Origin of the sequence: Moritella dasanensis ArB 0140 (assembly GCF_000276805.1) — a bacterium.
Classification (GTDB): domain Bacteria; phylum Pseudomonadota; class Gammaproteobacteria; order Enterobacterales; family Moritellaceae; genus Moritella; species Moritella dasanensis.
In genome coordinates this window covers 72,460-96,768 of the sequence record NZ_AKXQ01000011.1, presented here as the reverse complement: position 1 = coordinate 96,768, position 24,309 = coordinate 72,460, and the positions used below count along the sequence as shown (strand labels likewise).

Sequence of the window (24,309 nt, the reverse complement as noted above, 5' to 3'; positions counted from 1 at the left end):
TTTCTCCAAAAATCTTATTGGGGTTTTAAAACCCGCCTTTGAACCAGCTCATTATTTTTTTTAATAGCTGATTACAATTATTTTTTTCTACGACTACTTCTGTTGTAGGTTCGAACTGATGTTCTTTACCAAACAGAAGTAAACCAACCGCTGTTGAATAAACTGGGGTATTTACATATTCAGTTAATCCCTTGATATTTAAGGGTATACCAATTCTAACTTGTGAGTTAAATACGCCTTCTGCACATTCAACCAAACCTTCAATTTGTGCAGCGCCGCCAGTGAGGACAATACCCGCTGCTAATTTTTCCAGTTTTAATGAGGCCAAAACAGTTTTTAATTCATCTTCAACCATTCCGAATAGCTCAGAATATCGAGGTTCTATCACTTCTGCAAGTGTTTGTCGCTGTAAAGTGCGCGATGGTCGACCGCCGACACTCGCCACTTCGATAGTATCATCACGTTGTAATAAATTAGCGTGTGCACAACCAAAGTTAACTTTAATATCTTCAGCATCTGCTGGCGGGGTACCAAATGCATAAGCAATATCACTAGTAACTGCATTTCCCGCATAAGAAAACACCGATGTATGACGTAACGAACCATCATAAAATACGGCGATATCAATCGTGCCACCGCCGATATCCACGACACAAACACCGAGTTCTTTCTCATCATCAGTGACCACAGCATAACTTGATGCCAGCGCAGAAAAAATTAATTTATCGACATGTAATTCACAACGTTCAGCACATTTTACAATGTTTTTTGCCATGTCATTGTGACAGGTGATCAAATGTACCTTGGCTTTCATACGAACGCCTGATAAACCAACAGGATTTTTAATGCGCTCTTGATAATCAATAGCATATTCCTGTGGTATCACATGTAAAATTCGATGTTCGTCACGAATTCGCACCGACCTTGCAGTATAGATCACGTTATCGACATCATCTTGTGTGACTTCATCTTCAGAAATCGCCACCATACCAATTTCATCTTGGCTGCTAATATGTTTACCAGAAATACTCAAATAGACTGACGATATTTTCATATCAGCCATCATTTCAGCTTCTTGTAATGCACGTTGCACGGCTTTGACCACAGATTCAAGATCGTTAACACCACCTTTATCCATGCCTCTCGACGCGCTTTCACCTAAACCGATGATGTTCAGCTCGCCGTCAGGTAATAACTCACCAACGACAACGGCAATTTTTGATGTGCCGATATCCAAACCTACAATTAATTTTCGTTCCATCGACTTAGTCATTATCACTACTCTTTATTGTCATTTTTCCAGCCAACTGAGAAACCTGTATCGTAACGTAAATCTATATAGGCTATTTTATCTTTGTCTAATACTGCGACATAATCGATATAGCGTTGGATCCGTGTGATCGCATCTTCTCGCCCTAAGCGCAACATAATACCATTACTTAATACAACCGTTATTGCATTCCGCAAATTAACTGTCATTTTAACGATTTCATAATTGTTAATCTGAAGTAATCCGTTGAATTCATTATATTTAGACAGTGCAGGTACAATTCTATCATTGGGACTATAAAGCTTCACCAATGATTTAGGCGCACTGTTAATGTCCGCATCAAACACAATGCCATCTTCATTAAGCAGCTGAGTATCATTCCATACCGCAACAACGGGTTGCTCTTGAATATAAACGCGCAATAAATCTGGCCAGCTTTTACGTACCGATGCATGGTAAACCCAAGGCAGCGATTCTATTTTATTTTGAATATCATCGACATTGACTGAAAAATAATTTTCTATCGCCGGTTTTTGCAATAATACCGTACGAATATCATCATCGCTAACATAGTGACGCTCACCTTGGATAATCAACGCTGACATTGGAATTTTACTGGCATCAGTCAAATATGCTTCCATACTGCTGAACATCCAGCTAAAAAAGACTATCACCATAAAGAAGAAAAATAGACCTAAACCACGCTGTAAACGTGATCGACCTAATTCTTCAACGCAGGACTCATCCGCTTGAATTTCAAGTTCGGTCAGCGCATAGATATTATCATCTTGCACTGCTGTTCCCGGCGTTATAGTAGCAGTAGTCATATTTAAATACGTCGCTTAATACGTCGATCAATGCGCAAGTGCTAATACCTTCGATACTAAGCTTTCAAAGTCATAACCTGCTGCTTTCGCCGCCATTGGCACTAAACTTTTTTCAGTCATACCCGGTACCGTATTCACTTCCAATAATTGAAACTGGCCTTGTGCATCAAGCATCGCATCAACACGACCCCAGCCTTCAGCAGCGACCGCATGAAACGCTTTTAATGCATACGCTTGTAATTGCTGACGCTGTGCATCCGTAATCGGTGCCGGACACAAATATTCTGTGGTATTAGATTGATACTTCGCTTGGTAATCATAAAACGTGTTTGGCGTTTTAAGTTGAATAACCGGTAATACTTCATCACCCAGAATCGCCACAGTAAACTCAGGGCCTTCAATCCATTGCTCAATTAGAATTTCATTATCATATGCAAACGCTGCCGTTACCGCAATTTCTAATTCCGCCACGTTATGCACTTTCGCCATACCGATGCTTGAACCTTCTTTCGCCGGTTTAATGATCACCGGAGAGCCAAGTTCAGCAATTATATCGCTGGCGATGTCAGTATTAAAATCAGTCGGTGTGACAATACGATAAAGTGCTGTTGGTAGCCCTTGCGATTGCCAAATTTGTTTAGTGCGGATCTTATCCATCGCTAACGCAGCGCCTAATACACGGCTACCGGTATACGGAATAGCAAGTAACTCTAACGCACCTTGCATAACACCATCTTCGCCACCGCGACCATGTAAGGCAATAAACGCATGGGTAAAGCCATCACGACCAAGCTGGTACACATCGTACTCTGCTGTATCTAATGCATGCGCATCAACACCTGCACGTTGTAAACCGGCAGTCACAGCCGCACCTGATTTGAGTGACACTTCACGTTCGGCAGAATTACCGCCAAATAATACTGCTACTTTTTTCGTGTTTGTTGCGCTCATGATTACTTCTTCCATTGTTTCATCGTATCCACATCCATTGCCATCGCAGCAAGATCTTTAGCCAGTGTTCCGACATTACCAGCACCTTGAGTCAATACTAAATCACCGTCTTGTAAATGCTCAGCAAGAATCGCTGGTAATTCATCAGGGCTTGCTACAAAAATCGGTTCAATATTGCCGCGTTGTCGAATACTGCGACATAATGAGCGGCTATCGGCCCCTGGTATTGGCTCTTCGCCTGCTGGGTACACTTCTAATAATAACAACAAATCAACTTTTGATAAGACGTTAGCAAAATCTTCATACAAGTCACGTGTACGCGTATAACGGTGTGGTTGGAATACCGATACTAAGCGTTTTTCGGGCCAGCCCGCACGTGCAGCGGTAATAGTAACATCAACCTCGGTTGGGTGATGACCATAATCGTCTACCAACATCACATTACCTGCACCTGAATCAAATTCCCCCAAGTGATCGAAACGGCGACCGGTGCCAGCAAAATTAGCTAATGCCGTCACAATCGCGCTATCAGCAATGCCATCTTCAGTCGCAACCGCAACCGCTGCTGCTGCATTTAAGGCATTATGTTGACCGGGCGAGTTTAAACTCACACGCAAATCATCACGATCTTTACGGCAAATAGTAAAGTGACTTTGATGACCTTGTTGCACATAATCAACAATACGTACGTCTGCATGCTCAGAAAAACCGTAAGTGACAACCTGACGACCAACATCTGGGATCAATTTTTGAATAACCGCATCATCGGCGCACATGACAGCGAGGCCGTAAAACGGTAAATTATGTAGAAAATCAATAAAAGTTTTTTCTAATTTTGCAAAATCGCCGCCATACGTATCCATATGATCAGCTTCAATATTAGTGACCACCGCAACCATCGGCTGTAACAATAAAAAAGACGCATCACTTTCGTCCGCTTCGGCAATCAAATATCTGCTCGTTCCTAAACCCGCATTGGTGCCCGTGCTTTTGACTAAGCCACCATTAACGTAAGTCGGATCTAAACCTGCTTCATGATAAATACCAGTTACCAACGCCGTCGTCGATGTTTTACCGTGTGTGCCTGAAATAGCAATACCATGACGGAAACGCATTAATTCGGCGAGCATTTCCGCACGTTTAATCACTGGAATACGGTTTTCGTGCGCCGCAATGATTTCTGGATTACTTAAATCGATAGCGGTAGAGACCACCACTACACTGGCGTTCAATACATTTTCAGCAGTATGTTCGAAGTTGATCTTAGCACCTAATTTAACCAGACGTTCAGTCACTGGATTCGGCGCTAAATCAGAACCGGTAATCTGGTAACCTTCATTGGCTAATACTTCGGCAATTCCGCCCATACCAGCGCCGCCGATACCGACAAAATGAATTATTTTCACACGGCGCATCTCTGGCACCATAGTTCTAAGTTGTGCGATCTTTTGTTCTGGCATTATTTATCTCTCTTCACTTAACGCTGAACAGGCAATTGCGACCTGTTCAGTAGCATCTAGGATCGCGGCAGTTTTTGCCGCCTCTGACATCGTCACAAGGTGTGCTTCATCATCAATCCATTGCTGTAATAATTGAGCCAAATCGTCTGCATTAAATTGCGCTTGTGGTATTAATACCGCACCACCCGCTTGCACTAATGATTGGGCATTTTTAGTCTGGTGATCATCAACCGCATGCGGTAATGGAATGAAAATAGCTGGCAGTCCGGCAACAGCAACCTCAGAAACCGTTAACGCGCCAGCGCGGCAGACTACCACATCAGCTTGCGCATAAGCTTGCGCCATATCATCAATAAAATCAGTCACTAATATTTCAGCTGTCACGCCTGCAGTTTGATAAGCGCTAGTTACCTTGGCGGCATTATTTTTACCGACCTGATGGCGTACACAGATCTTATCTTGCGGTAATAATGCCAGCGCAGCAGGTAAAGTATCATTTAATACTTTCGCGCCTAAGCTACCACCAACCACTAATACTGCCAGTTTATCTTGCTTCGCTCGCACTTGTTCATGTAAGGCTAAGACATCTTCTCGCACTGGATTACCAACTAGCTGCCCATGGGCAAACGCCCCAGGAAATGCCATTAATACCCGTTTAGCTATTTTAGCTAATAACCGGTTGGTTAAACCCGCAGCGGCATTCTGTTCATGTAACACCACGGGAATACCTTGTAGCCAAGCAGCAACGCCACCCGGTCCACTGGCAAAACCGCCCATGCCCAATACCACATCAGGTTTAAAGTCTTGCAGCACTTTACGCGCCTGCAGTACTGACTTTAAAATGCGAAACGGCGCTGCGCATAAACGCTTGATACCATTACCACGGACACCTGAAATATCAATAAACGAAATATCAAAACCATGCAGTGGCACTAAATCAGCTTCCATACGATCAGCAGTACCGATCCAATGAATAGCCCAGCCTTGCTGTTGTAATTTTTTTGCTACCGCAATACCAGGGAAAACGTGACCGCCAGTACCACCAGCCATCACTAATAAACGTTTTTTCATCATATTTTTCTTTAAGTTGTTATGAAATTTAATTCGTTATTACAATTACGGTTGTCATTCATGTGCTGGTGTTTGGCTCATGGGGTTGGTTGATATCGACACTTTTTGTGCGCGATATTCATAATCAATCCGCAATAATACCGCCACCGCACAACTCATGACTAATAAGCTAGAACCACCATAACTCACCAACGGTAAGGTGAGACCTTTGGTTGGCAGTAGCCCCGATGCCGCACCGACATTGACTAAGGTTTGAAAACAAAACCAAACACCAATACTGATCGCCAAGAAACCCGCAAAAGACTGGTCCATTTCTAAACTACGACGACCAATCTGCAATGCTTTAAAGACCAGTAGCATTTGCAGCATCAATACGATAAACACCCCTAAAAAACCGAGTTCTTCGGCGAGGATCGCAAATACAAAGTCAGTATGTGCTTCAGGTAAATATTCTAATTTCTGGATAGAATTACCCAAGCCTTCGCCGCTAAAGCTACCACGACCAAATGCCATTAACGACTGTGTTAGCTGATAACCACTCCCAAATGGATCATCCCAAGGGTCGAGGAAAGACGTGATCCGACGCATTCGATACGGCGATAATATCACTGCTAAGACACCCAGTAAAATAGCCACAACACATAATGCCATGAAGTGGACTAACTTTGCACCACCGATAAATAACAGCGCTACACTGGTGGTTAAAATAACCATAACAGAACCAAAATCGGGTTGAAAAAGCAGCAAAGCAGAAATAGCGAGGATCACTAATAAGCCATTGACGAAACCTTTATAACTCTCTTGTAATAAGCTTTTCTGACGCACTAAATAACCAGAGAAATACGTAAATAAGGCAAATTTAGCAAATTCCGCGGGTTGCATATTCAATGGGCCAAACGACAACCAACGGGTACTGCCATTCACCGTACGGCCAATGACTAATACCAATACCAATAAGGCGATAGCAACGAATAAAAAACGCACACTATTACGCTCAAAAAAAGCAATAGGCACATTCAATACACAGGTTGCTGCGCACAGCGACACAATTAAAAAGATCACATGCTTTTTCACAAACATAAACGGATCGTTGCCTAAGGCGATACCTTCTGGCAACGAAGCTGATGCCACCATCACTAAACCCACCATCATTAATACAATGGCCAGTAACAGTAATTGTCGATCATAGACCGCGCCTCGCTGTGCTTCAGCACCGAGTAAATAGTCTTTCGTCCGTGTTAAAAATTCCATTACAATGCCTTAACTAGCGCTCTAAAATGATCGCCTCGCGCCATAAAATTCACGTACATATCAATACTGGCGCAAGCCGGTGACAACAATACCCAATCACCCGGTTGCACTAACTGACTAATTTCTGCAATCGCAGTATCTAAATCGCCAACCAACTTGGTATTATCGGCTAACGCGGCAAAACGCTCGCCATCTTTACCAAAGCAATAAGTTAGCGCTATATCATCACGTAATGCAGGCACCAAAGGACTAAAGTCAGCGCCTTTACCATCTCCACCGGCAATCAGATATAAACGCCCTTTGACACTGCTTTTCAAGCCATCGAGTGCAGCGAGTGTCGCACCGACATTAGTTGCTTTGGTATCATTGATCCACATGACGTCATGCAATTTACGGATAAATTCACAGCGATGAGCTAGGCCAGTAAACTGCGTTAAACCCGGTAAAGTTTTAATTCTATCCACACCCGCCGCATCAAGTAGCGCTATCGCAGACAAAGCATTCATCAAGTTATGTAACCCAGTGATCTGCAGATCATCAGCGCTGATAATGCCTTTACCTTGATAAGCGAGCCAAGTTGACCCTTGCTGTTGGATCAAGCCATAACCTGCATCATCAACACCAAAGCTTTGTTTTATCGTATCGCCATCATGGTCTTGTTCAGCACCAACCGTTAATGCATCATCACGATTGGTCACGATGGTTTGCGCATGTTGGTAAATAGATAGTTTAGCCTGACGATAAGCCTCAAAATCAGGGTAACGGTCGAGATGGTCGTCACTGACATTAAGTACCGTTGCCGCAACAGCCTGCAAGCTATGTGTGGTTTCTAATTGAAAACTAGACAGTTCTAATACATAGAGCTGATAAGGTTCGGCTACATCCAATAGGTCTAATGCCGGAATACCGATATTGCCACCGATAGCGGTTCTCACGCCAGCAGCATTGGCCATTTCACCAACCAATGTGGTCACTGTTGATTTACCGTTTGATCCAGTGATCGCAATAATGGGTGCTTTTGCCGCTCTCACAAACAGCTCAATATCACCAATCACTTCGACACCACTTTGCTGTGCTGCGGTAATCTCTGGCGTCGCAATCGCAATACCAGGGCTAACAATTAATTGTTTAGCTTGCAACAAGATCTCGGGGTGTAGACCACCTTTGTACAACGTTACCTGAGCTGGCAGTTCATCTTGTCCCGGCGGTACATCGCGACTATCAACCACAACAGGCACAATACCTTGCTTGAGAAAATAGCGTACACAAGACAGACCGGTTTGGCCTAAACCAACAATAACGATAGTAGATGCCATATTTTGCTCAGGTAAATGTGTCATTAGCGCACCTTCAACGTAGCTAAACCAATGAGTACTAATATAATAGTGATGATCCAAAAACGCACAATAACGCGTGGTTCAGGCCAGCCCTTTAATTCATAATGGTGATGAATTGGCGCCATTCTAAAGATACGTTGACCACGTAACTTATATGAACCGACTTGTAAAATAACCGATACCGTTTCCATTACGAACACACCACCCATGATAACTAACATGAATTCTTGGCGAACCAATACCGCCATAGTCCCTAAACCAGCGCCTAAGGCTAATGAACCAACATCGCCCATAAATACCTGAGCAGGATAAGTGTTGAACCATAAGAAACCCAGTCCAGCACCCACCATCGCCGCACAAACAATGACTAATTCACTCGCTTGAGGGATGTAAGGGATAAACAGGTACCCAGAAAATTGAACATTACTGGTTAAGTAAGCCACTAACATGAACGCACCAGCAACTAATACCGTTGGTAGAATAGCCAGACCATCTAAACCATCGGTTAAGTTAACCGCATTACTGCTGCCAACGATAACAAAGTACGTTAATACAATGAATAACAGACCAAGCTCTGGCATGTATTCTTTAAAGAAAGGTACCACTAAGGTTGTTTCCGCTGCAGAGCCAGCTGTCGCATAAAGGTAAATCGCAATGGCGATAGCAACCGCGGACTGCCAGAAATATTTCCAACGGGCAATCAAACCATCGGTATCTTTACGGATCACTTTACGATAATCATCGACAAAACCAATAGCACCAAAAGCAACAAATACGAACATCATCACCCAGACATAGCCATTATCTAATCTTGCCCATAATAACGTCGAGACTAAAATGGCAATCAAGATCATCACACCGCCCATCGTTGGGGTGCCACGTTTACTAAAATGCGATTCAGGGCCATCATCACGCACGATTTGACCAATCTGCATATCTTGCAAATAACGAATAAGTTTAGGACCCATCCATAATGTCAGTAATAACGAGGTAATTATCGTGATAATTGCACGAAATGTGAGATACGAAAAAACTCTGAATAGCGAGAAATGCTCACTTAAAGATTCGAACAACCAAACTAACATTTTCTTTCCTTTATTGTATTTTCAACTAACATGGTATTTTCCGTTAACACTGTATTTTCGGTTAACATAGCAGGAGTCTCTGCGAGCTTAGTGGTTAACAAGCTAATGGCTTGCTCCATTTTAGCACTGCGAGAACCTTTGAATAATAAGGTAAACAGCTGCGTTTTCGGTGCAGTGGTAATCAATTCAATTAAGGCATCAACCAATGCTGGTTGCGCCAAAAAGGCACGTCCGCTATCACCTGCTGTCAACGCGGCTTCACGGCTAAGTGCGCCGCAAGTATAGACATGATCAACTTGTTGCTGCTGAGCATAATGACCCACTTGCTGATGCATATCCGCGGTACTTGAACCGAGCTCACCCATATCCCCCATCACCAATACATTGGTCGAAGAGAAGTGAATTAATACATCAACAGCGGCTTTAACCGAGGCGATATTAGCGTTGTAAGTATCATCAATTATACGAACACGTGGCGTTAGTGAGGATATTTTCAATCGACCCTGCACATTTTCCATCGTGCCAAGACCGAGCTTGATAGTATCAAGATCGATACCGAAACAACTGGCCATTGCCGCAGCAGCCAATGCATTAGCAACATTATGACGCCCTGCAACAGCCAAGTTGATCGTACATGCACCATTTGGCGTGCATAGTTTAAATGTGGGATTACCGACATCATCAAATTTAATGTCTGCCGCAAAATAATCAGCACTGTCGTCAACGACTGAAAAGCTAACGTGGCGCTGCGCATCGACTTTACGTAACCAGTATTGATAAAATTTATCATCACGATTCAATACTGCCAACCCACTGTGTTTCACACCCGCTAAGATTTCACCTTTTGCAGACGCAACGCCTTGTAAATCACCAAAACCTTCTAGATGTGCTGCATCAACATTATTAATTAACACCACATCTGGCAATACCAATCCAGTAGTATAACCGATTTCTTTTTTGTGATTAGCACCAAGCTCCATCACTGCAAATTGGTGTTGCTGCTGTAAACGCAATAACGTCAATGGCACGCCAACATCGTTATTAAAGTTACCTGCTGTCGCCAATGTTGGCGCCACCAACTTTAAAATCGCCGCTAACATTTCCTTGGTTGTGGTTTTACCATTACTGCCGGTTAACGCAGCAACCTGAGGGTTAACTTGCTCACGGACCATTTTACCTAATAGTCCGAGAGCAACACGGCTGTCTTTTACAATAATTTGCGGTATATCAACCGCTTGTTTTTTCGTTACAATCGCAGCAATCGCACCTTGCTCTGCTGCTTTGGCAACAAAACGATTGGCATCGAAATTATCACCACTTAAAGCAACAAATAAATCACCGCTTTTGATCGTACGAGTATCCGTTGATACATCGGTGATGATCATGTCATCACCGTGTAATTTACTATTAAGCTGTGCAGCAATAGCACTTAAAGCTAAATTAATCATTGTTGGTTATCCAGCATATCTGTGATCGTTTCACGATCACTATAATGGTGTTTTTGCACACCGATAATCTGATAATCTTCATGGCCTTTACCAGCCACTAAGATGATGTCGTTAGGTTTGCTTTGGCTCATCGTCCAATGAATCGCTTCACGACGATCATGAATAACTTGCACAGCATCAGGCTTAGCAAGTCCAGCAAGCATATCTGTTACGATCGTAGAGGCAGACTCAGTGCGAGGATTATCATCAGTAATGACAGCAAAATCTGAAAATTGTTCAGCCACTTTTGCCATTAATGGGCGTTTACCAGTATCTCGGTCACCACCACAGCCATAAATGCACCACAATTTACCTTCACAATGTACCCGCAATGCTTGCAGGGCTTTTTCCAATGCGTCAGGCGTATGCGCATAATCGACCACGCAAGCAGCTTGACCTACTTGCTTAAATAATTCCATACGGCCACAAACCGCGGTTAATTTTGGTGCTACGCGTAATAATGCATCAAAGTCATAACCCAGTGCTAATAAACTCGCGCAAGCGGCGACCACATTAGAGGCGTTAAAATCACCAATTAAACCACATTGCAGTTTGCCTTTGCCCCAACTGGTGTTCAACTCACAGCTAAAGCCGCGGGTATCAAAACTCAAATTCTGGCAATAAAGAAAAGTACCTTGATGGGCGGATAAATCTTGCTTGACCGAAAATTGGATCGCATCAGGCCACTGTTGTGCCCACGCTTTACCGTAAGCATCATCAACATTGAGGATCTTATGTTTTACTGCACCTTGAAATAAGATCTTTTTGGCGTCTGCGTAAGTATCCATATCACCATGGTAGTCAAGGTGATCACGCGTTAGGTTGGTAAATAATGCGACATCAAAATCCAATGCATTAACGCGACCTTGGATCAAACCATGTGAAGAGACTTCCATTGCGCATAATTCTGCACCTTGGTGTAATTGATTAGCGATTTCAGCTTGCACATCTAGACCACTACCCGTGGTATTTTCAGCTTGGGTTAACTGTGCAAATAAACCATTGCCGATGGTACCCATTACTCCGGCTTTACCGGCTAATAAGGTGACCCAATTAGCAATAATCTGGGTAATGGTACTTTTACCATTAGTGCCAGTAACACCGATTAGCTGTAATTGCTGTGAAGGCGATTGATAAAAATTATCGGCAAGAGCCGACAAAGCCTGATTAAGACCAAAAAAAGAGATAACAGGGATCTGGTCGATATAATCGATATGACCATGTTCAGCCTGACTATCGGCATCTTTAAGCACCGCCGTTGCGCCGCTTGTTAATGCCTTACTGATAAAGCGACGACCATCAAGTGCATGCCCGTTGACCGCGACAAAACAGTCTCCGGCTTGCACTTTTCGACTATCAATGACTAAAGCGTTAACCGCTAATTCAACATCGATATTCCACGCGTGTAGAGATAATACTCGACATGATGAATTCATTTCAAAACCCTTAGTATTTAAAACCCTTGGCATTTTACAATCCTTTGCACCAAATGATCCTTTGCGGAAAATAACCTTTAACGCCTCAGCGCCCTGTAATTTTTAAGAGTCTTTTGCTGTTATCGTTAATGATTGTTTTTCATCTGGAGTTACATTTAACATTTGCAGTGTTCTTTCCATCACTTCAGCAAATACTGGCGCTGCAATCACACCACCGTAATAACGATCACCGCTGGGTGAATCAATCACCACAACTAATGCGAAACGAGGATTAGACACAGGCGCGACACCCGCAAATAAGGCAACATAATCATCACCATAACCACCGGCTATCGCTTTACGTGAGGTACCAGTTTTACCCGCAACACGGTAGCCATCAATACGGGCTTTATCACCCGTACCGCCTTTGGTCACCACGGTTTCCATCATGCTTAATAGCGCTTGCGCGTGGTCTTTAGATAATACCCGCTCTGATAATGGCGTGGTATCTAATTTTCTAATCGTTAGCGGACGGTATAAACCACCCGACCCAATCGTCGCATACGCATGAGCCAGCTGTAATGTAGTTGATTGCATACCATAACCAAATGATAACGTCGCATTTTCAAATTCAGACCAACGCGTACGGCGAGGCATGTAACCACGACTTTCACCGTTTAAGATCAAGCTACTGACATTACCAAAGCCAAACTGATAATAGGTATCGAGTAAACGCTGGTGACCGAGTTTTAAGGCGATTTTACTCACCCCCATATTCGATGAATAACGTAAGATATCGCTTAGCGTAATGTCTCCACGGTTACGCGTATCTTGCACTAAACGACCACCTAAACGCATGCGTCCTGGATTCGTATCAATTATCGAATCCGCATCAATAACACCGTTATCTAAACCACTCGCAATAACTAACGGTTTAATCGTCGAACCCGGTTCATAACTATCAGTGATCGCACGGTTCTTTAATTTATAACTGTCGTACTTACTGCGATTATTGGGGTTAAAGGATGGGCTATTTACCATCGCTAATATTTCCCCAGTTTTCACATCAATCATCACTAACGAACCCGATATTGCGCCGTTATATTTCACCGCTTTTTTCAAACGCTGGTAGGCCAATGACTGGATACGCTGATCAATACTTAACTGGATATTATTCGCTTGTTCACTTTGCTGCAGTACTGAAATATCTTCAATAACATTACCGAGGCGATCTTTACGGACAATACGTTTACCCGGTGTGCCTGTCAGAAAATCATCATAAGCTCTTTCAACACCCTCAATCCCTTTGTCATCGATATTAGTCATGCCAACTAACTGAGCACTCACTTCACCGGTTGGATAAAAGCGACGAGATTCGGGCGCTAAACTGACACCGACTAGCTTTAACTCATCCACATACTTGGCAACGGCAGGGCTTATTTGGCGTTTGATATACATGAAACGACCATTGGAGGCCGTAATTTTTGCTTGTAGATCGACAAGGTTAAGATCGAGAATTTCAGCAAACGCTTGCCATGCACGTTTTTTATCAAAGCTGTTTTTATTTTTAATGGTGCGCGGATCGACATGGATAGCCATTACCGGAACACTCACGGCTAATTCAACCCCGTTGCGATCGGTAATAATACCGCGTTGCACTTGTTGTGATGCCACCCGTAATGAACGCATATCCGCTTGTTTACGCAAATGTTCAGGATTAATAATTTGGATATAAGCGGTACGTGCAAGCAGGCATAAAAAAATAATCACGACGGTCGCAACGACTAAGCGATAGCGCCATAGAATAAAATTAGGTTGTTCTTCATTGGGGGTATTTTTACGATTTGTCACTGCTGTGTCACCAATTGCTCTTCTGCGGTACTTGGTCGATACATGCCGAGTTTATGTTTAGCGGTGTATTCAATTTTACTGTGTTCTTCTAGCGTACTCTGTTCTAACAAGAGATTACGCCATTCAATATCCGCAAAATCTCGTTGAGTCAGTAATTGCTCTTTGTTATTGGTCAGCAAACGAGTTTCGTGGGTTAACATGATAACGGCAAAAGCGGAAATTAAGATAGCAACCAATAGACAAACGACGCGCTTATGCTCGCCGATGTCAGCCATGATGACTTTACCTAAATCCCACTTAATGCCTAGCATATTACAACTTCTCCGCCACGCGTAATACTGAACTACGTGCACGAGGATTTATCTCTAACTCAGCTTCCGAAGGTTTTAGCATTTTTCCCACGGCTTTCATGGTACGGGTTTTATCAATCTCTTCTTGCATGATAGGCAGGCCATATGGCACTTCTTTACCACGTGCTTGTTTACGAATAAACTGCTTAACGATGCGATCTTCTAATGAGTGGAAGCTGATCACCGATAAACGGCCACTACCCGGTTTGAGACATTTTAATGCGCCTGCTAATGCACGTTCGATCTCTTCAAGTTCACTGTTAATATAAATACGGATCGCTTGGAATGAACGCGTCGCAGGGTGTTTGGTTTCTTTTTTTGATTTCGGCACAACACGGCAGATTAAACTTGCTAACTGTGATGTTGTTTCAAAAGGCGTACCGTCACGGTCAAATACGACTGCACGAGCAATTTTACGGGCAAATTTTTCTTCACCAAACACTTTTAATACCCAAACGATATCGTCGTAATCTGCTGTTGCAATCCATTTTGCAGCGCTGATACCTGATGTCGGGTCCATACGCATGTCTAACGGACCATCACGTAAGAAACTAAAACCACGTGATGCGTCGTCTAACTGCGGTGACGAAACACCTAGATCCAGTAGTACGCCATCAACTTGTTCAGTTAAATTTTTAGTTTCCATGTATTCAGCGATACCAGAAAAAGGGCCGTGAACAATGTCAAAACGCGGGTCTTCTAGTTTTAACGCTTCACCTACAGCAATTGCTTCAGGGTCACGATCGATTGCGATCAAGCGACCATTTTCACCAAGTTGCGATAAAATAAAGCGAGAGTGACCACCGCGACCAAAAGTACCGTCAATATAAATACCATCGGGTTTTAAATTGAGTCCAGCTACTGTTTCGTTAAGTAAAACGGATACGTGTGCAAATTCTTGTGTCATGGCGATGAAAGCTCTTAAAAATACTTTAAATAATAGCAGGTGCTAAAAAGGGTATTGTAGCGTAAATGGTCTAGTTTTGGGAGTGTAAATATAATGAAGGTAATACGAAGAAAGAAAAACAAGAACCTCGCTACACTATAGTGAGTAGAAAGGTTCTTGGAGTTGGTCGATAAGCCGGGTTTTGTCGTGGACAATCATTCCTCTAGGTCTGCAATCGCTCACAGACTCAAGCAACCTACCCGCTTTCAGCGTGGGCCACGCCTGTAGAAAGCCTATTTGGTCTTGCTCCGGGTGGAGTTTACCCTGCTACGAACTATTACTAGCCGCACGGTGCGCTCTTACCGCACCCTTTCAGCCTTACCTGTGCTTCCGAAGAAGCCATCGGCGGTCTTCTCTCTGCTGCACTTGTCGTAGGCTTGCGCCTCCCAGGCGTTACCTGGCACCCTGCCCTGTGGAGCCCGGACTTTCCTCCCCTCTATAACCTCGATATAAATACCGAGTCATAAAGCAGCGATTGTCTGACCAACTCCAAGGCGGAGGATAGTACATAATCTAGGACATAAAATCCAGTGATTATTTGAAGTTTTCTAAGCCCCATTTATACAAAGCGTTCTTTTTTCCGCCGTGAATTTCAGCTGTCAATGCCGCGGCTTTTTTCAATGGTAATTCTTCGTTTAATAATTTCAATGTATTCAGCACTTTAGCTGGAATTTCAAGGCCGGTTGGTTTGAAACCTGCAACCAGCAATACAATTTCACCGCGACTACGGTTACTGTCTTCGGCAACCCATGTGGCTAATTCGCCGACAGGCATAGTGGTAATACTTTCAAACGCTTTGGTTATTTCGCGCGCAACACATACTTCACGTTCCGGCCCCATGATCGCAGTTAAAGCATCGAGGGTATATTGTAAACGACGCGGTGATTCATAAAAAATCATCGTGCGGGTTTCTTCTTTCAATTCCGTAATTTTGTCATTACGGGCTTTTTCTTTTGATGGTAAAAAACCTTCAAACGAGAAACGGTCAGACGGTAAACCAGAACCACTCATCGCGGTTACCGCAGCGCAAGGACCTGGTAGTGGCACAACTTTAACACCATGTGCACGACAGGTATTGACCAAGTGGTAACCAGGATCACTGATCAGGGGGGTACCAGCATCTGAAACCAGCGCGATGCTGATGCCTGATTTTAATTTTGATACTAAATATTCTGCTTTTTGCTGTTCATTATGATCATGCAAAGCGAATGATTTAGTCTTGATTTGATAATGGCTTAACAGTTTACCGGTGTGACGGGTATCCTCTGCAGCAATCAAATCAACACTTCTGAGTACCTCTAAAGCACGTTCTGTTATATCAGAAAGGTTGCCAATCGGGGTTGGAACGATAAATAAAGTTGCTTGTTCAGACATTTCATTCTCATGGGTAGTTTTTTGTTAAGCGATGATGCTTTAGTATAGGGGTATTATAAATCTCTTTTGCAGGATAATACACCAATGGAATTTAAGCACAGCTATTCCCGCTTGATTATGTTTTTTAGCTTGAGTGTACTACTCAGCGCGTGTTCAAGTATCACGACATCTGAAAAAGCAACATCAAAACCACAACCAATCGTTGCACCGGACGTACTGACACGAATTGATCAGCCAGCACAATTCTACATTGATAAGATTGCATTAGCGAATAAACCACAATCTATCTCATGGCAGTTATTATCAGCACGCGCTTTAATTGCCGAAGGCCATCCGCAGCCGGCATTGGATATGTTACTTTCTGTAGAGCGTAACCCATTATCTACGCAGCAGTTATTTGAAGTCGCTCTGATCAAATCAGAAGCCTACTTATTAGAAAAACGCTATCAAGATGCTGTCACAGTACTGAATTTTAGTTCCACGCTAGATACCGCGGAACAAATCCATTGGCAACGCTTCTATTTATTAAATGCGACACTGGCCGAACTATTAAACAATAACGCCAAAGCGGTTGAATTTCGTGTTGCGCTAAACGATTATCTTGATGCTGAACTGCACAGCACCAACAATACCCGCTTATGGGCATTAGCATCGGTTATACCGCTCGAAGAATTACAACAATTAATCCTGCGTTTTAAGACTGAGAATCCGACTTTATCAGGCTGGTATCACTTAGCTGCGATCGCACAACAATATCGCACTGAACCGCAATCATTGATCAAACATTTGCAGGCATGGAAAACGACTTACTCTCAACATCCAGCATTGAGTGGATTTCCGATTGAACTTGTTAAAGCGATGGCAACAAGCCCGTACGCACCAAGTCAAATAGCCGTACTAGTACCATTAACAGGTAAAAGTGCGGTCGCAGGTAAAGCGATACGAGATGGTATGCTAAGTGCTTACTATCAAGATAGTGCGACTGATAGTACGGTTGACAGCGCTATTGATACCACCATCAATAGTACTGCTAATAGTACAGCTAACAGTGACCATAATCGTATCGATTTACGTTTCTATGATACTGCTACCACCAGTGCCGACGAACTGTATTTTCAAGCCATTGATGATGGTGCAGACTTTGTGGTTGGGCCGTTATTAAAATCAAATCTAGCGAAAGTATTACCACTCGTAAAAGACGTGCCATTAATTTCGTTAAATAAACTGACCGAAGCTGAAACGTTAGCAGCAGAGAATATTTATTACTTCTCATTGAGTTCGAATGACGAAGCCATTGCAGCCGCGAAAAAAATGTACAAAGATGGCATCAAACAACCTTTAGTCTTGGCGCCAAATAACCGTACTGGTAACCGTTTATCTGAAGAATTCAACCAGCAATGGCACTTATTAACCAAGGGCACCAGCGAAACCTATAAGTATAAAAGTCGTAGCGATATGCAAAATACCGTGACCTCGCTATTTTCTGTTACCTCAAGTAACCAGCGTATTCGCTTAATGCAAAATCTAGTTGGCGCAGATGTGAAAACCAAAACCCGTAGCCGCCGCGACATTGATGCCGTGTATATTATTGCGACGCCTTCTGAAGCGATGTTAGCAATCCCTTACATTAGCACCACACAGAACCCGTATGCGCCGCAAGTTGCCATCTATGCGAGTTCACGTACTCATGGTAATAATTTATCCAAGAGCCAAAGCCGTGACCTTAATGGTTTAATCTTCAGTGATATGCCTTGGTTGTTGAACCCAGATCGCGAACTAAAACAACAAACTTTGGCACTGTGGCCAAATATGTCGAAAATTCAGCAAAATCTATTTGCGATGGGCTACGATGCGTTTACATTAATTCCGAATTTGCTACAGCTACGTAACTTCCCTAATTTACGCTTAGCTGGCCAGACTGGCATTCTCTATATCAATGATAATGGCATTATTGAACGCGAGTTTAGCTGGGCAAAGTACCGCTCAGGCAAAATAAAACTTGAGGAAACGAACCCTGAATAAAAAGCAACCGCGTCAACGCGGAGAGTTTTTTGAAGGCATAGCGGCCGATTTCTTACAGCGCCAAGGATTAATCATCCTGGCGCGAAATTTTGCTTGTCGGCAAGGTGAAATAGATCTCATTTGCCAACACGGTGCTAGCACTGATATTAAATCGTCAACAGCACTACCCACCTTGGTATTTGTCGAGGTAAAATATCGCCAATATACCCATTACGGTGGTGCCATTTCAGCAATCCCGATCGCGAAACAACGAAAATTGCGTTATACAGCGCAATATTATATGGTGCGCCACGGAATAAATGAAAACTATACCCCTTGCCGTTTCGATGTGATCGCCATTGAAGGTACCAGTGATAATATTCAATGGATAACCAATGCTTTTTAGAGTAGATACCTATGTTAGAGCTAATTAAAGAAAATTTTACTGAAAGTATTCAAACCAAGATTGCCGCAGCAGAGGCGTTACCCGAGTACATTCAAAACTCAGCCATGATGATGGCCCAATGCTTATTAAACGGTAACAAGATCTTAATTTGTGGTAATGGCGCATCAGCGAGTTTGTCACAAAATTTTTCGGCATCATTATTAAACCGTTACGAAACGGAACGCCCAAGTTTACCGGCGCTGGCATTAACCCCAGACTGCACCTTAATGACAGCCATTGGTACTGATACTAGTTTTGATATGGTTTACTCAAAGCAAGTGCGTGCGCTGGGTAATGATGGCGACATCTTAGTGGTTATCTCAGCAGGTGGTCATAGCCGTAATGTCATTAAAGCGATTGAAGCAGCACTCACACGTAACATGACAATCGTGGCGTTAACCGGTAAAGATGGGGGTGAAATTTCTGGGTTATTAGGCCCACACGATGCCGAGATACGTGTCCCTTCACGCCGAGAAGCAAGAATACAAGAAGTACATGCACTGATCATTAATTGTCTGTGTGACATTATCGATCAGACTTTATTCCCGCAACAAGGGTACGAAGACTAAGTATGCGATTAACCAATAAGTTTAAATCATGGTTGGCGATCGGCGTCACGCTCTCTAGCCTGACGGCACTACAAGGCTGCAGTAGTAGCGGTAGTTTTAGTCAGTTAATTGATGATGAAACGATTACCCTCGACATCACAGCAGGACTTAATGACAATAATAAGCAATTGTTGCTCAACAATAACCTGCATATTTTAACCAACAACAGCAAGGTGTTATTATCAGGTCAGGTCAGAACTGACGTTGAGCGTAACAAGATCGTCGCTATTGCCGCTGAAACCGCATCGGTGCAGCAGGTCTATAACCAGATCCGTTTAGGGCCACCGATCTCATTTGAACGTGCCAGTAAAGATTCTTGGTTAACCACCAAAGTAAAAACCAGTATTCTAAACCTGAAAGATATTGAACCACTAAAAGTCAAAGTCATAACCGAAAATGCGGAAGTATTTTTGATTGGCCGAGTAACAAAAGCCCAAGGTGACCAACTTGCTGAAGCCGCACGTTATGTGGTTGGTGTCGATAAAGTGATTAAGGTATTCGAGTATCGCTAATTAATGCGTATATCGATAAATAGTAAGAAGTACAAAATAAAAAGTAAAAAAATGCAGTACTGAATTATGCCCGTCGACACATTCAAGTACTGCACATAGTCGTTAATTAAGTATTATGTTACTTAATGACCCGTAAAGCGGGTTTACCTTTTGCAGGTTTTGGACGCTCTGTCGCTTCACTCTTACTTTCAGGGCTCGCAGCAGGCGCACTAACCAACGCAGGTGTGCTTTTCTCTTCACTAGGCTCAACAGCCGCTTCAGCGCTCTCTTGCTCAGCTTGATCTATATATGCTTGTTCAGGTTCAAACATGCTACCAGCGCCGTTCTCACGTGCATAAATAGCTGTAATCGCGGCAATTGGCACATAAACATCAAACGCTACGCCACCGAAGCGAGCGTTAAAGCTCAATGCAGTATTGTTTAACTCAAAAGCAACCACAGCACTCGGTGCAATGTTCAATACGATCTGGCCGTCTTGAACAAACTGTTGTGGCACGTAAACACCAGCAATATGCGCATCAACCACAATATGCGGTGTTAAGTCATTATCAAGTAACCACTCATAGTGACTACGTAATAAATAGGGACGAATTGGGGTCATTTTATCCATAAATTACATTAACATTCTCATTTCGCGTTCTTGTTCAGTTAAAGATGCTTGGAATGATTCACGATCGAATACTCGTAGCATATAGTTCTTTAACTCACCTGCAGCTTGACCAGGTAGATCAATACCTAGTTCAGGCAAACGCCATAATAGCGGCGCCATGTAGCAATCGACTAAGCTGAATTCTTCACTCATGAAGTATGGGTATTCAGCAAAAATCGGGCTGATACTCATTAATGCTTCTTGTAGTTGCTTACGCGCTACAGCAGCTTCTTCAACAGAGCCTTTCATTATCTTAGTCACTAATGAATACCAATCGTTTTCGATACGGTGCATCATTAGACGGCTACTACCACGAGAAACAGGGTAAACCGGCATCAAAGGTGGATGCGGGAAACGCTCATCCAGATATTCCATGATGATACGTGAGTTATATAACGTTAATTCACGGTCGATTAATGTCGGTACTGTTTGGTAAGGATTTAAATCAATTAAATCTTCAGGTAGATTATTACGGTCAACCTGATGAATATCAACACTTACGCCTTTTTCAGCTAAGACGATTCGGACTTGATGACTATACAGATCAGTCGGTTCCGAATATAACACCATAACTGAACGTTTATTAGCAGCTAAAGCCATGCCACCTCCAATAAATTGTAAACACAAACGCCAATGATAGCCTAAACTAGCATTGGCGGTACGTAATTCTTTTACCAGCAACTTTTACAAGTAACGCGGCAACATCTCAGCGATTAGTGGATATCACGCCAGTATTCGCGGTTCAAGAACCAACAAAATACAAGTAAGATAAGTAGGAACCCAATAACCCAGAAGCCCATTTCTTGACGTTCAAGTTGATTCGGCTCTGCTGAGTAAACTAAGAAGTTCACCAAGTCTAACATAGCTTCATCAAACTCTTCTGCTGATAACTCACCGTTTCCATCGGGGCTTAGGTAGCTAGTCAGAATTTCACCTGTTGCAACACCATTGGCGTCAACAACTGCGGTTTCTTTAACAATTCTAGCACCTTCCGGTAAATCTAGCTCTTCTTCGTTATGTTTTATTTCTAAAAGACGTGCTGTACCTTGCAATTCTTCAAGTACATGCGGCATACCAACACTTGGGAATACCACATTATTTACGCCAAATGGGCGTGATTCGTCAATATAGAAAGAACGCAGATAAGTATAAACCCAATCTGCACCACGAAGACGCGCTTCGAGTGATAGGTCAGGTGGTGGAGCACCAAACCATTTTGCACCACTTTCAGTTGGCATCGCCGTTAACATTAATGAGCCAACTTTAACGCCAGTAAATACCAAATTTTCAGACATTACATCACGATCGATACCCAGATCATCAGCAACACGTGAATAACGTTGATATTGCGTAGAGTGACATGTCGAACAATAATTCATGAAGATTTTAGCACCGTTTTGCAGTGATGCTTTATCTCTTAAATCATAGTTTGCTTCGTCTAAATGAGCACCACCACCAGCTGCAAATGCAGCCATCGGCAATAGGGTAAGTAACGCTATAAATAATTTTTTCATTACATTGTCACCCTTTTTGGTAATGGTTTAGTGGTTTCATTCTTACTGTATAACCACAGTAGACCGAAGTAACCAAAGTAACCTAACGTGGTAATTTGCGACAATAATGTACGACCAGGCGTTGGTGCTAATGTGCCTAATACACCCAAAATAATGAAACAAATAACAAACTGAGTTAGATTAAGTTTATGCCAAACACTACGATAACGGATTGATTTCACTTTTCCGCGATCTAACCAAGGCACTAAGAATAACATCGCAATCGCGAGGCCCATCATAATCACACCACCAAGTTTGTCCGGGATCGCACGTAAGATCGCGTAAAACGGGGTGAAGTACCAAACAGGGGCAATATGATCCGGTGTTTTCAGTGGATTAGCCGCTTCGAAGTTTGGCGCTTCTAAGAAGTAACCACCACCTTCAGGCATAAAGAAGATCACAATACTACATAAGATAAGCATCACAACTACTGCAACAGTATCATGCACTGTGTAGTAAGGGTGGAATGGAATACCGTCTTTTGGCCAACCATTTTCATCTTTATTTTCTTTAATTTCAATGCCGTCTGGGTTATTAGAACCAACGTGATGCAGTGCCACAATGTGTAAGAACACAAGGACAACAAGTACCAATGGCACAGCGATAACATGCAGCGCAAAGAAACGGTTCAATGTCGCACCAGAGATCACGTAATCACCACGGATCCAAAGTGTTAAGTCATCACCAATAATTGGGATCGCACCAAATAAAGAGATAATAACCTGTGCACCCCAGAATGACATTTGGCCCCATGGTAGTAAGTAACCCATGAATGCTTCAGCCATCAGTGCTAAGAAGATTAAGCAACCAAAGATCCACAATAGTTCACGTGGTTTCTGGTATGAACCATACATAAGACCACGGAACATGTGCAGGTAGACCACAACAAAGAATGCAGACGCACCGGTTGAATGCATATAACGTAGCAACCAACCAAATTCAACATCACGCATGATGTATTCGATTGATGCAAATGCACCGTCACCCGATGGGTTGTAGTTCATTGTTAACCAGATACCCGTCAGGATTTGGTTAACAAAAACGATGGTTGCTAGAATGCCAAAATAGTACCAGAAGTTAAAATTCTTCGGTGCTGGATATTGGCCAGCGTGTTTATTCCACGTATCCGTCATTGGGATACGATCGTCGATCCAATTGACTACTTTACCAAACATTAGGCAGCTCCCTTGTCCACACCAATTATAATCGTTGTATTATCCACATAATAATGTGGTGGTATAACCAAGTTCAACGGTGCAGGTACACTTTGGAATACACGACCAGCCATATCAAATTTAGAACCATGACATGGGCAGAAGAAACCAGAAGAAACACCTTCGACTTGCTCGCCAAAGCTGTCAGGCAGATAAGTTGGTGAGCACCCTAAGTGAGTACAAATACCAACAGCCACAAATAACTCTGATTTAATCGAGCGATATTTGTTCTGTGCGTAACTTGGTTGTTGTTCTTGTTCTGATGCCGGATCGCGTAACGAACCATCATGCTGTTCAAGTTCATTTAATACACTTTCTGTACGCGATACAATCCATACAGGTTTGCCTCGCCATTCAACTCGAATTAACTGACCAGGTTCAATTTTACTAATATCAACTTCTACGGGAGCACCAGCTGCTTTAGCTTTAGCACTCGGGTTCCAAGATTTGATAAAAGGTACGGCTGCGCCGACAGCTCCAACACCACCCACTACACATGTAGCAGCAGTTAAAAAGCGACGACGACCAGAATCAACAGGCGCATTGCTCATCCAATTATTCTCCCATTCGGACTCAGCGCAAATTATTTTTATTATCTTGCAGTGAATACCATTTCAAAAAAGATAACTTTTTAATAGCTAAAAAAGTTACA

Annotated in this window: 23 protein-coding genes and 1 other RNA gene; 4 read left to right on the top strand and 20 right to left on the bottom strand. The window is 42.9% G+C overall.

What is annotated here, in order from left to right:
* Positions 1–25: 25 nt before the first annotated feature.
* The 15 genes from ftsA to rsmI all read right to left on the bottom strand — a co-directional run bounded on the left by ftsA (position 26) and on the right by rsmI (position 16,675).
* Positions 26–1,273 carry a cell division protein FtsA gene (ftsA, locus tag A923_RS0111000; protein WP_017221738.1) on the bottom strand — a complete coding sequence of 416 codons (1,248 nt, stop codon included), beginning with the start codon at positions 1,271–1,273 and terminating at the stop codon, positions 26–28.
* Between the two features lie 5 nt (positions 1,274–1,278).
* Positions 1,279–2,097 (bottom strand): cell division protein FtsQ/DivIB, encoded by an 819-nt coding sequence (locus A923_RS0110995; protein WP_026006205.1) that lies wholly within the window; start codon positions 2,095–2,097, stop codon positions 1,279–1,281.
* A gap of 27 nt (positions 2,098–2,124) precedes the next feature.
* On the bottom strand, positions 2,125–3,063 hold the full coding sequence (locus tag A923_RS0110990) for a D-alanine--D-alanine ligase (RefSeq protein ID WP_017221736.1): 939 nt from the start codon (positions 3,061–3,063) through the stop codon (positions 2,125–2,127).
* The gene (gene murC / locus A923_RS0110985; RefSeq protein WP_192810684.1) at positions 3,051–4,511 is read right to left on the bottom strand and encodes a UDP-N-acetylmuramate--L-alanine ligase; all 1,461 of its coding nucleotides are present in this window, start codon (positions 4,509–4,511) and stop codon (positions 3,051–3,053) included. Before murC ends, A923_RS0110990 begins: the two co-directional genes overlap by 13 nt.
* Positions 4,512–5,579 carry an undecaprenyldiphospho-muramoylpentapeptide beta-N-acetylglucosaminyltransferase gene (gene murG, locus A923_RS0110980; RefSeq protein WP_017221734.1) on the bottom strand — a complete coding sequence of 356 codons (1,068 nt, stop codon included), beginning with the start codon at positions 5,577–5,579 and terminating at the stop codon, positions 4,512–4,514. It abuts the gene before it with no gap.
* Between the two features lie 54 nt (positions 5,580–5,633).
* The gene (gene ftsW / locus A923_RS0110975) at positions 5,634–6,830 is read right to left on the bottom strand and encodes a cell division protein FtsW (protein WP_017221733.1); all 1,197 of its coding nucleotides are present in this window, start codon (positions 6,828–6,830) and stop codon (positions 5,634–5,636) included.
* Positions 6,830–8,170 (bottom strand): UDP-N-acetylmuramoyl-L-alanine--D-glutamate ligase, encoded by a 1,341-nt coding sequence (gene murD, locus A923_RS0110970; protein WP_017221732.1) that lies wholly within the window; start codon positions 8,168–8,170, stop codon positions 6,830–6,832. Before murD ends, ftsW begins: the two co-directional genes overlap by 1 nt.
* Positions 8,170–9,252 carry a phospho-N-acetylmuramoyl-pentapeptide-transferase gene (mraY, locus tag A923_RS0110965; protein WP_017221731.1) on the bottom strand — a complete coding sequence of 361 codons (1,083 nt, stop codon included), beginning with the start codon at positions 9,250–9,252 and terminating at the stop codon, positions 8,170–8,172. The genes murD and mraY overlap by 1 nt, the downstream gene beginning before the upstream one ends.
* Positions 9,246–10,700 (bottom strand): UDP-N-acetylmuramoyl-tripeptide--D-alanyl-D-alanine ligase, encoded by a 1,455-nt coding sequence (locus tag A923_RS0110960; protein WP_017221730.1) that lies wholly within the window; start codon positions 10,698–10,700, stop codon positions 9,246–9,248. Before A923_RS0110960 ends, mraY begins: the two co-directional genes overlap by 7 nt.
* A complete protein-coding gene (gene murE, locus A923_RS0110955; RefSeq protein WP_237716208.1) occupies positions 10,697–12,175 on the bottom strand; it encodes a UDP-N-acetylmuramoyl-L-alanyl-D-glutamate--2,6-diaminopimelate ligase in 1,479 nt (492 codons plus the stop codon). Before murE ends, A923_RS0110960 begins: the two co-directional genes overlap by 4 nt.
* 102 nt (positions 12,176–12,277) lie before the next feature.
* Positions 12,278–14,005, bottom strand: coding sequence for a peptidoglycan glycosyltransferase FtsI (locus tag A923_RS0110950; protein ID WP_017221728.1), 1,728 nt, complete (start codon positions 14,003–14,005; stop codon positions 12,278–12,280).
* Positions 14,002–14,316, bottom strand: a complete 315-nt coding sequence (gene ftsL, locus A923_RS0110945) for a cell division protein FtsL (protein ID WP_017221727.1) — start codon at positions 14,314–14,316, stop codon at positions 14,002–14,004. Before ftsL ends, A923_RS0110950 begins: the two co-directional genes overlap by 4 nt.
* Before the next feature lies 1 nt (position 14,317).
* Positions 14,318–15,262 (bottom strand): 16S rRNA (cytosine(1402)-N(4))-methyltransferase RsmH, encoded by a 945-nt coding sequence (gene rsmH, locus A923_RS0110940; RefSeq protein WP_017221726.1) that lies wholly within the window; start codon positions 15,260–15,262, stop codon positions 14,318–14,320.
* 154 nt (positions 15,263–15,416) lie between these two features.
* Positions 15,417–15,792: RNase P RNA component class A (rnpB, locus tag A923_RS22650), an RNA gene on the bottom strand.
* Positions 15,793–15,835: 43 nt separating this feature from the next.
* Complete coding sequence (rsmI, locus tag A923_RS0110935) at positions 15,836–16,675, bottom strand: 16S rRNA (cytidine(1402)-2'-O)-methyltransferase (protein ID WP_017221725.1); 840 nt, start codon at positions 16,673–16,675, stop codon at positions 15,836–15,838.
* An 84-nt stretch (positions 16,676–16,759) separates the two neighbouring features.
* On the opposite strand from rsmI, the gene A923_RS0110930 reads away from it, so the two are divergent.
* From A923_RS0110930 to A923_RS0110915, 4 genes are read left to right on the top strand one after another with little or no spacing between them, the layout of a single operon-like run.
* Entirely contained in the window at positions 16,760–18,697 is a 1,938-nt protein-coding gene (locus A923_RS0110930; RefSeq protein ID WP_017221724.1) for a penicillin-binding protein activator, read from the top strand.
* Positions 18,675–19,082: a YraN family protein gene (locus A923_RS0110925; protein ID WP_017221723.1), complete on the top strand. Its 408-nt coding sequence runs from the start codon at positions 18,675–18,677 to the stop codon at positions 19,080–19,082. The genes A923_RS0110930 and A923_RS0110925 overlap by 23 nt, the downstream gene beginning before the upstream one ends.
* An 11-nt stretch (positions 19,083–19,093) precedes the next feature.
* Positions 19,094–19,690: an SIS domain-containing protein gene (locus A923_RS0110920; RefSeq protein ID WP_017221722.1), complete on the top strand. Its 597-nt coding sequence runs from the start codon at positions 19,094–19,096 to the stop codon at positions 19,688–19,690.
* Positions 19,691–19,692: 2 nt separating this feature from the next.
* The gene (locus A923_RS0110915) at positions 19,693–20,241 is read left to right on the top strand and encodes a BON domain-containing protein (RefSeq protein WP_017221721.1); all 549 of its coding nucleotides are present in this window, start codon (positions 19,693–19,695) and stop codon (positions 20,239–20,241) included.
* A gap of 118 nt (positions 20,242–20,359) precedes the next feature.
* Here A923_RS0110915 and sspB read toward each other — a convergent pair whose 3' ends face one another.
* From sspB to petA, 5 genes are all read right to left on the bottom strand, one after another.
* A complete protein-coding gene (gene sspB / locus A923_RS0110910; RefSeq protein ID WP_202800839.1) occupies positions 20,360–20,851 on the bottom strand; it encodes a ClpXP protease specificity-enhancing factor in 492 nt (163 codons plus the stop codon).
* Positions 20,852–20,854: 3 nt separating this feature from the next.
* Complete coding sequence (gene sspA, locus A923_RS0110905) at positions 20,855–21,490, bottom strand: stringent starvation protein SspA (RefSeq protein WP_017221719.1); 636 nt, start codon at positions 21,488–21,490, stop codon at positions 20,855–20,857.
* 113 nt (positions 21,491–21,603) lie between these two features.
* Positions 21,604–22,404: a cytochrome c1 gene (locus A923_RS0110900; protein ID WP_017221718.1), complete on the bottom strand. Its 801-nt coding sequence runs from the start codon at positions 22,402–22,404 to the stop codon at positions 21,604–21,606.
* Positions 22,404–23,618: a cytochrome b gene (locus A923_RS0110895; protein ID WP_017221717.1), complete on the bottom strand. Its 1,215-nt coding sequence runs from the start codon at positions 23,616–23,618 to the stop codon at positions 22,404–22,406. The genes A923_RS0110900 and A923_RS0110895 overlap by 1 nt, the downstream gene beginning before the upstream one ends.
* Positions 23,618–24,208 (bottom strand): ubiquinol-cytochrome c reductase iron-sulfur subunit, encoded by a 591-nt coding sequence (petA, locus tag A923_RS0110890; RefSeq protein ID WP_017221716.1) that lies wholly within the window; start codon positions 24,206–24,208, stop codon positions 23,618–23,620. Before petA ends, A923_RS0110895 begins: the two co-directional genes overlap by 1 nt.
* Positions 24,209–24,309: the final 101 nt, after the last annotated feature.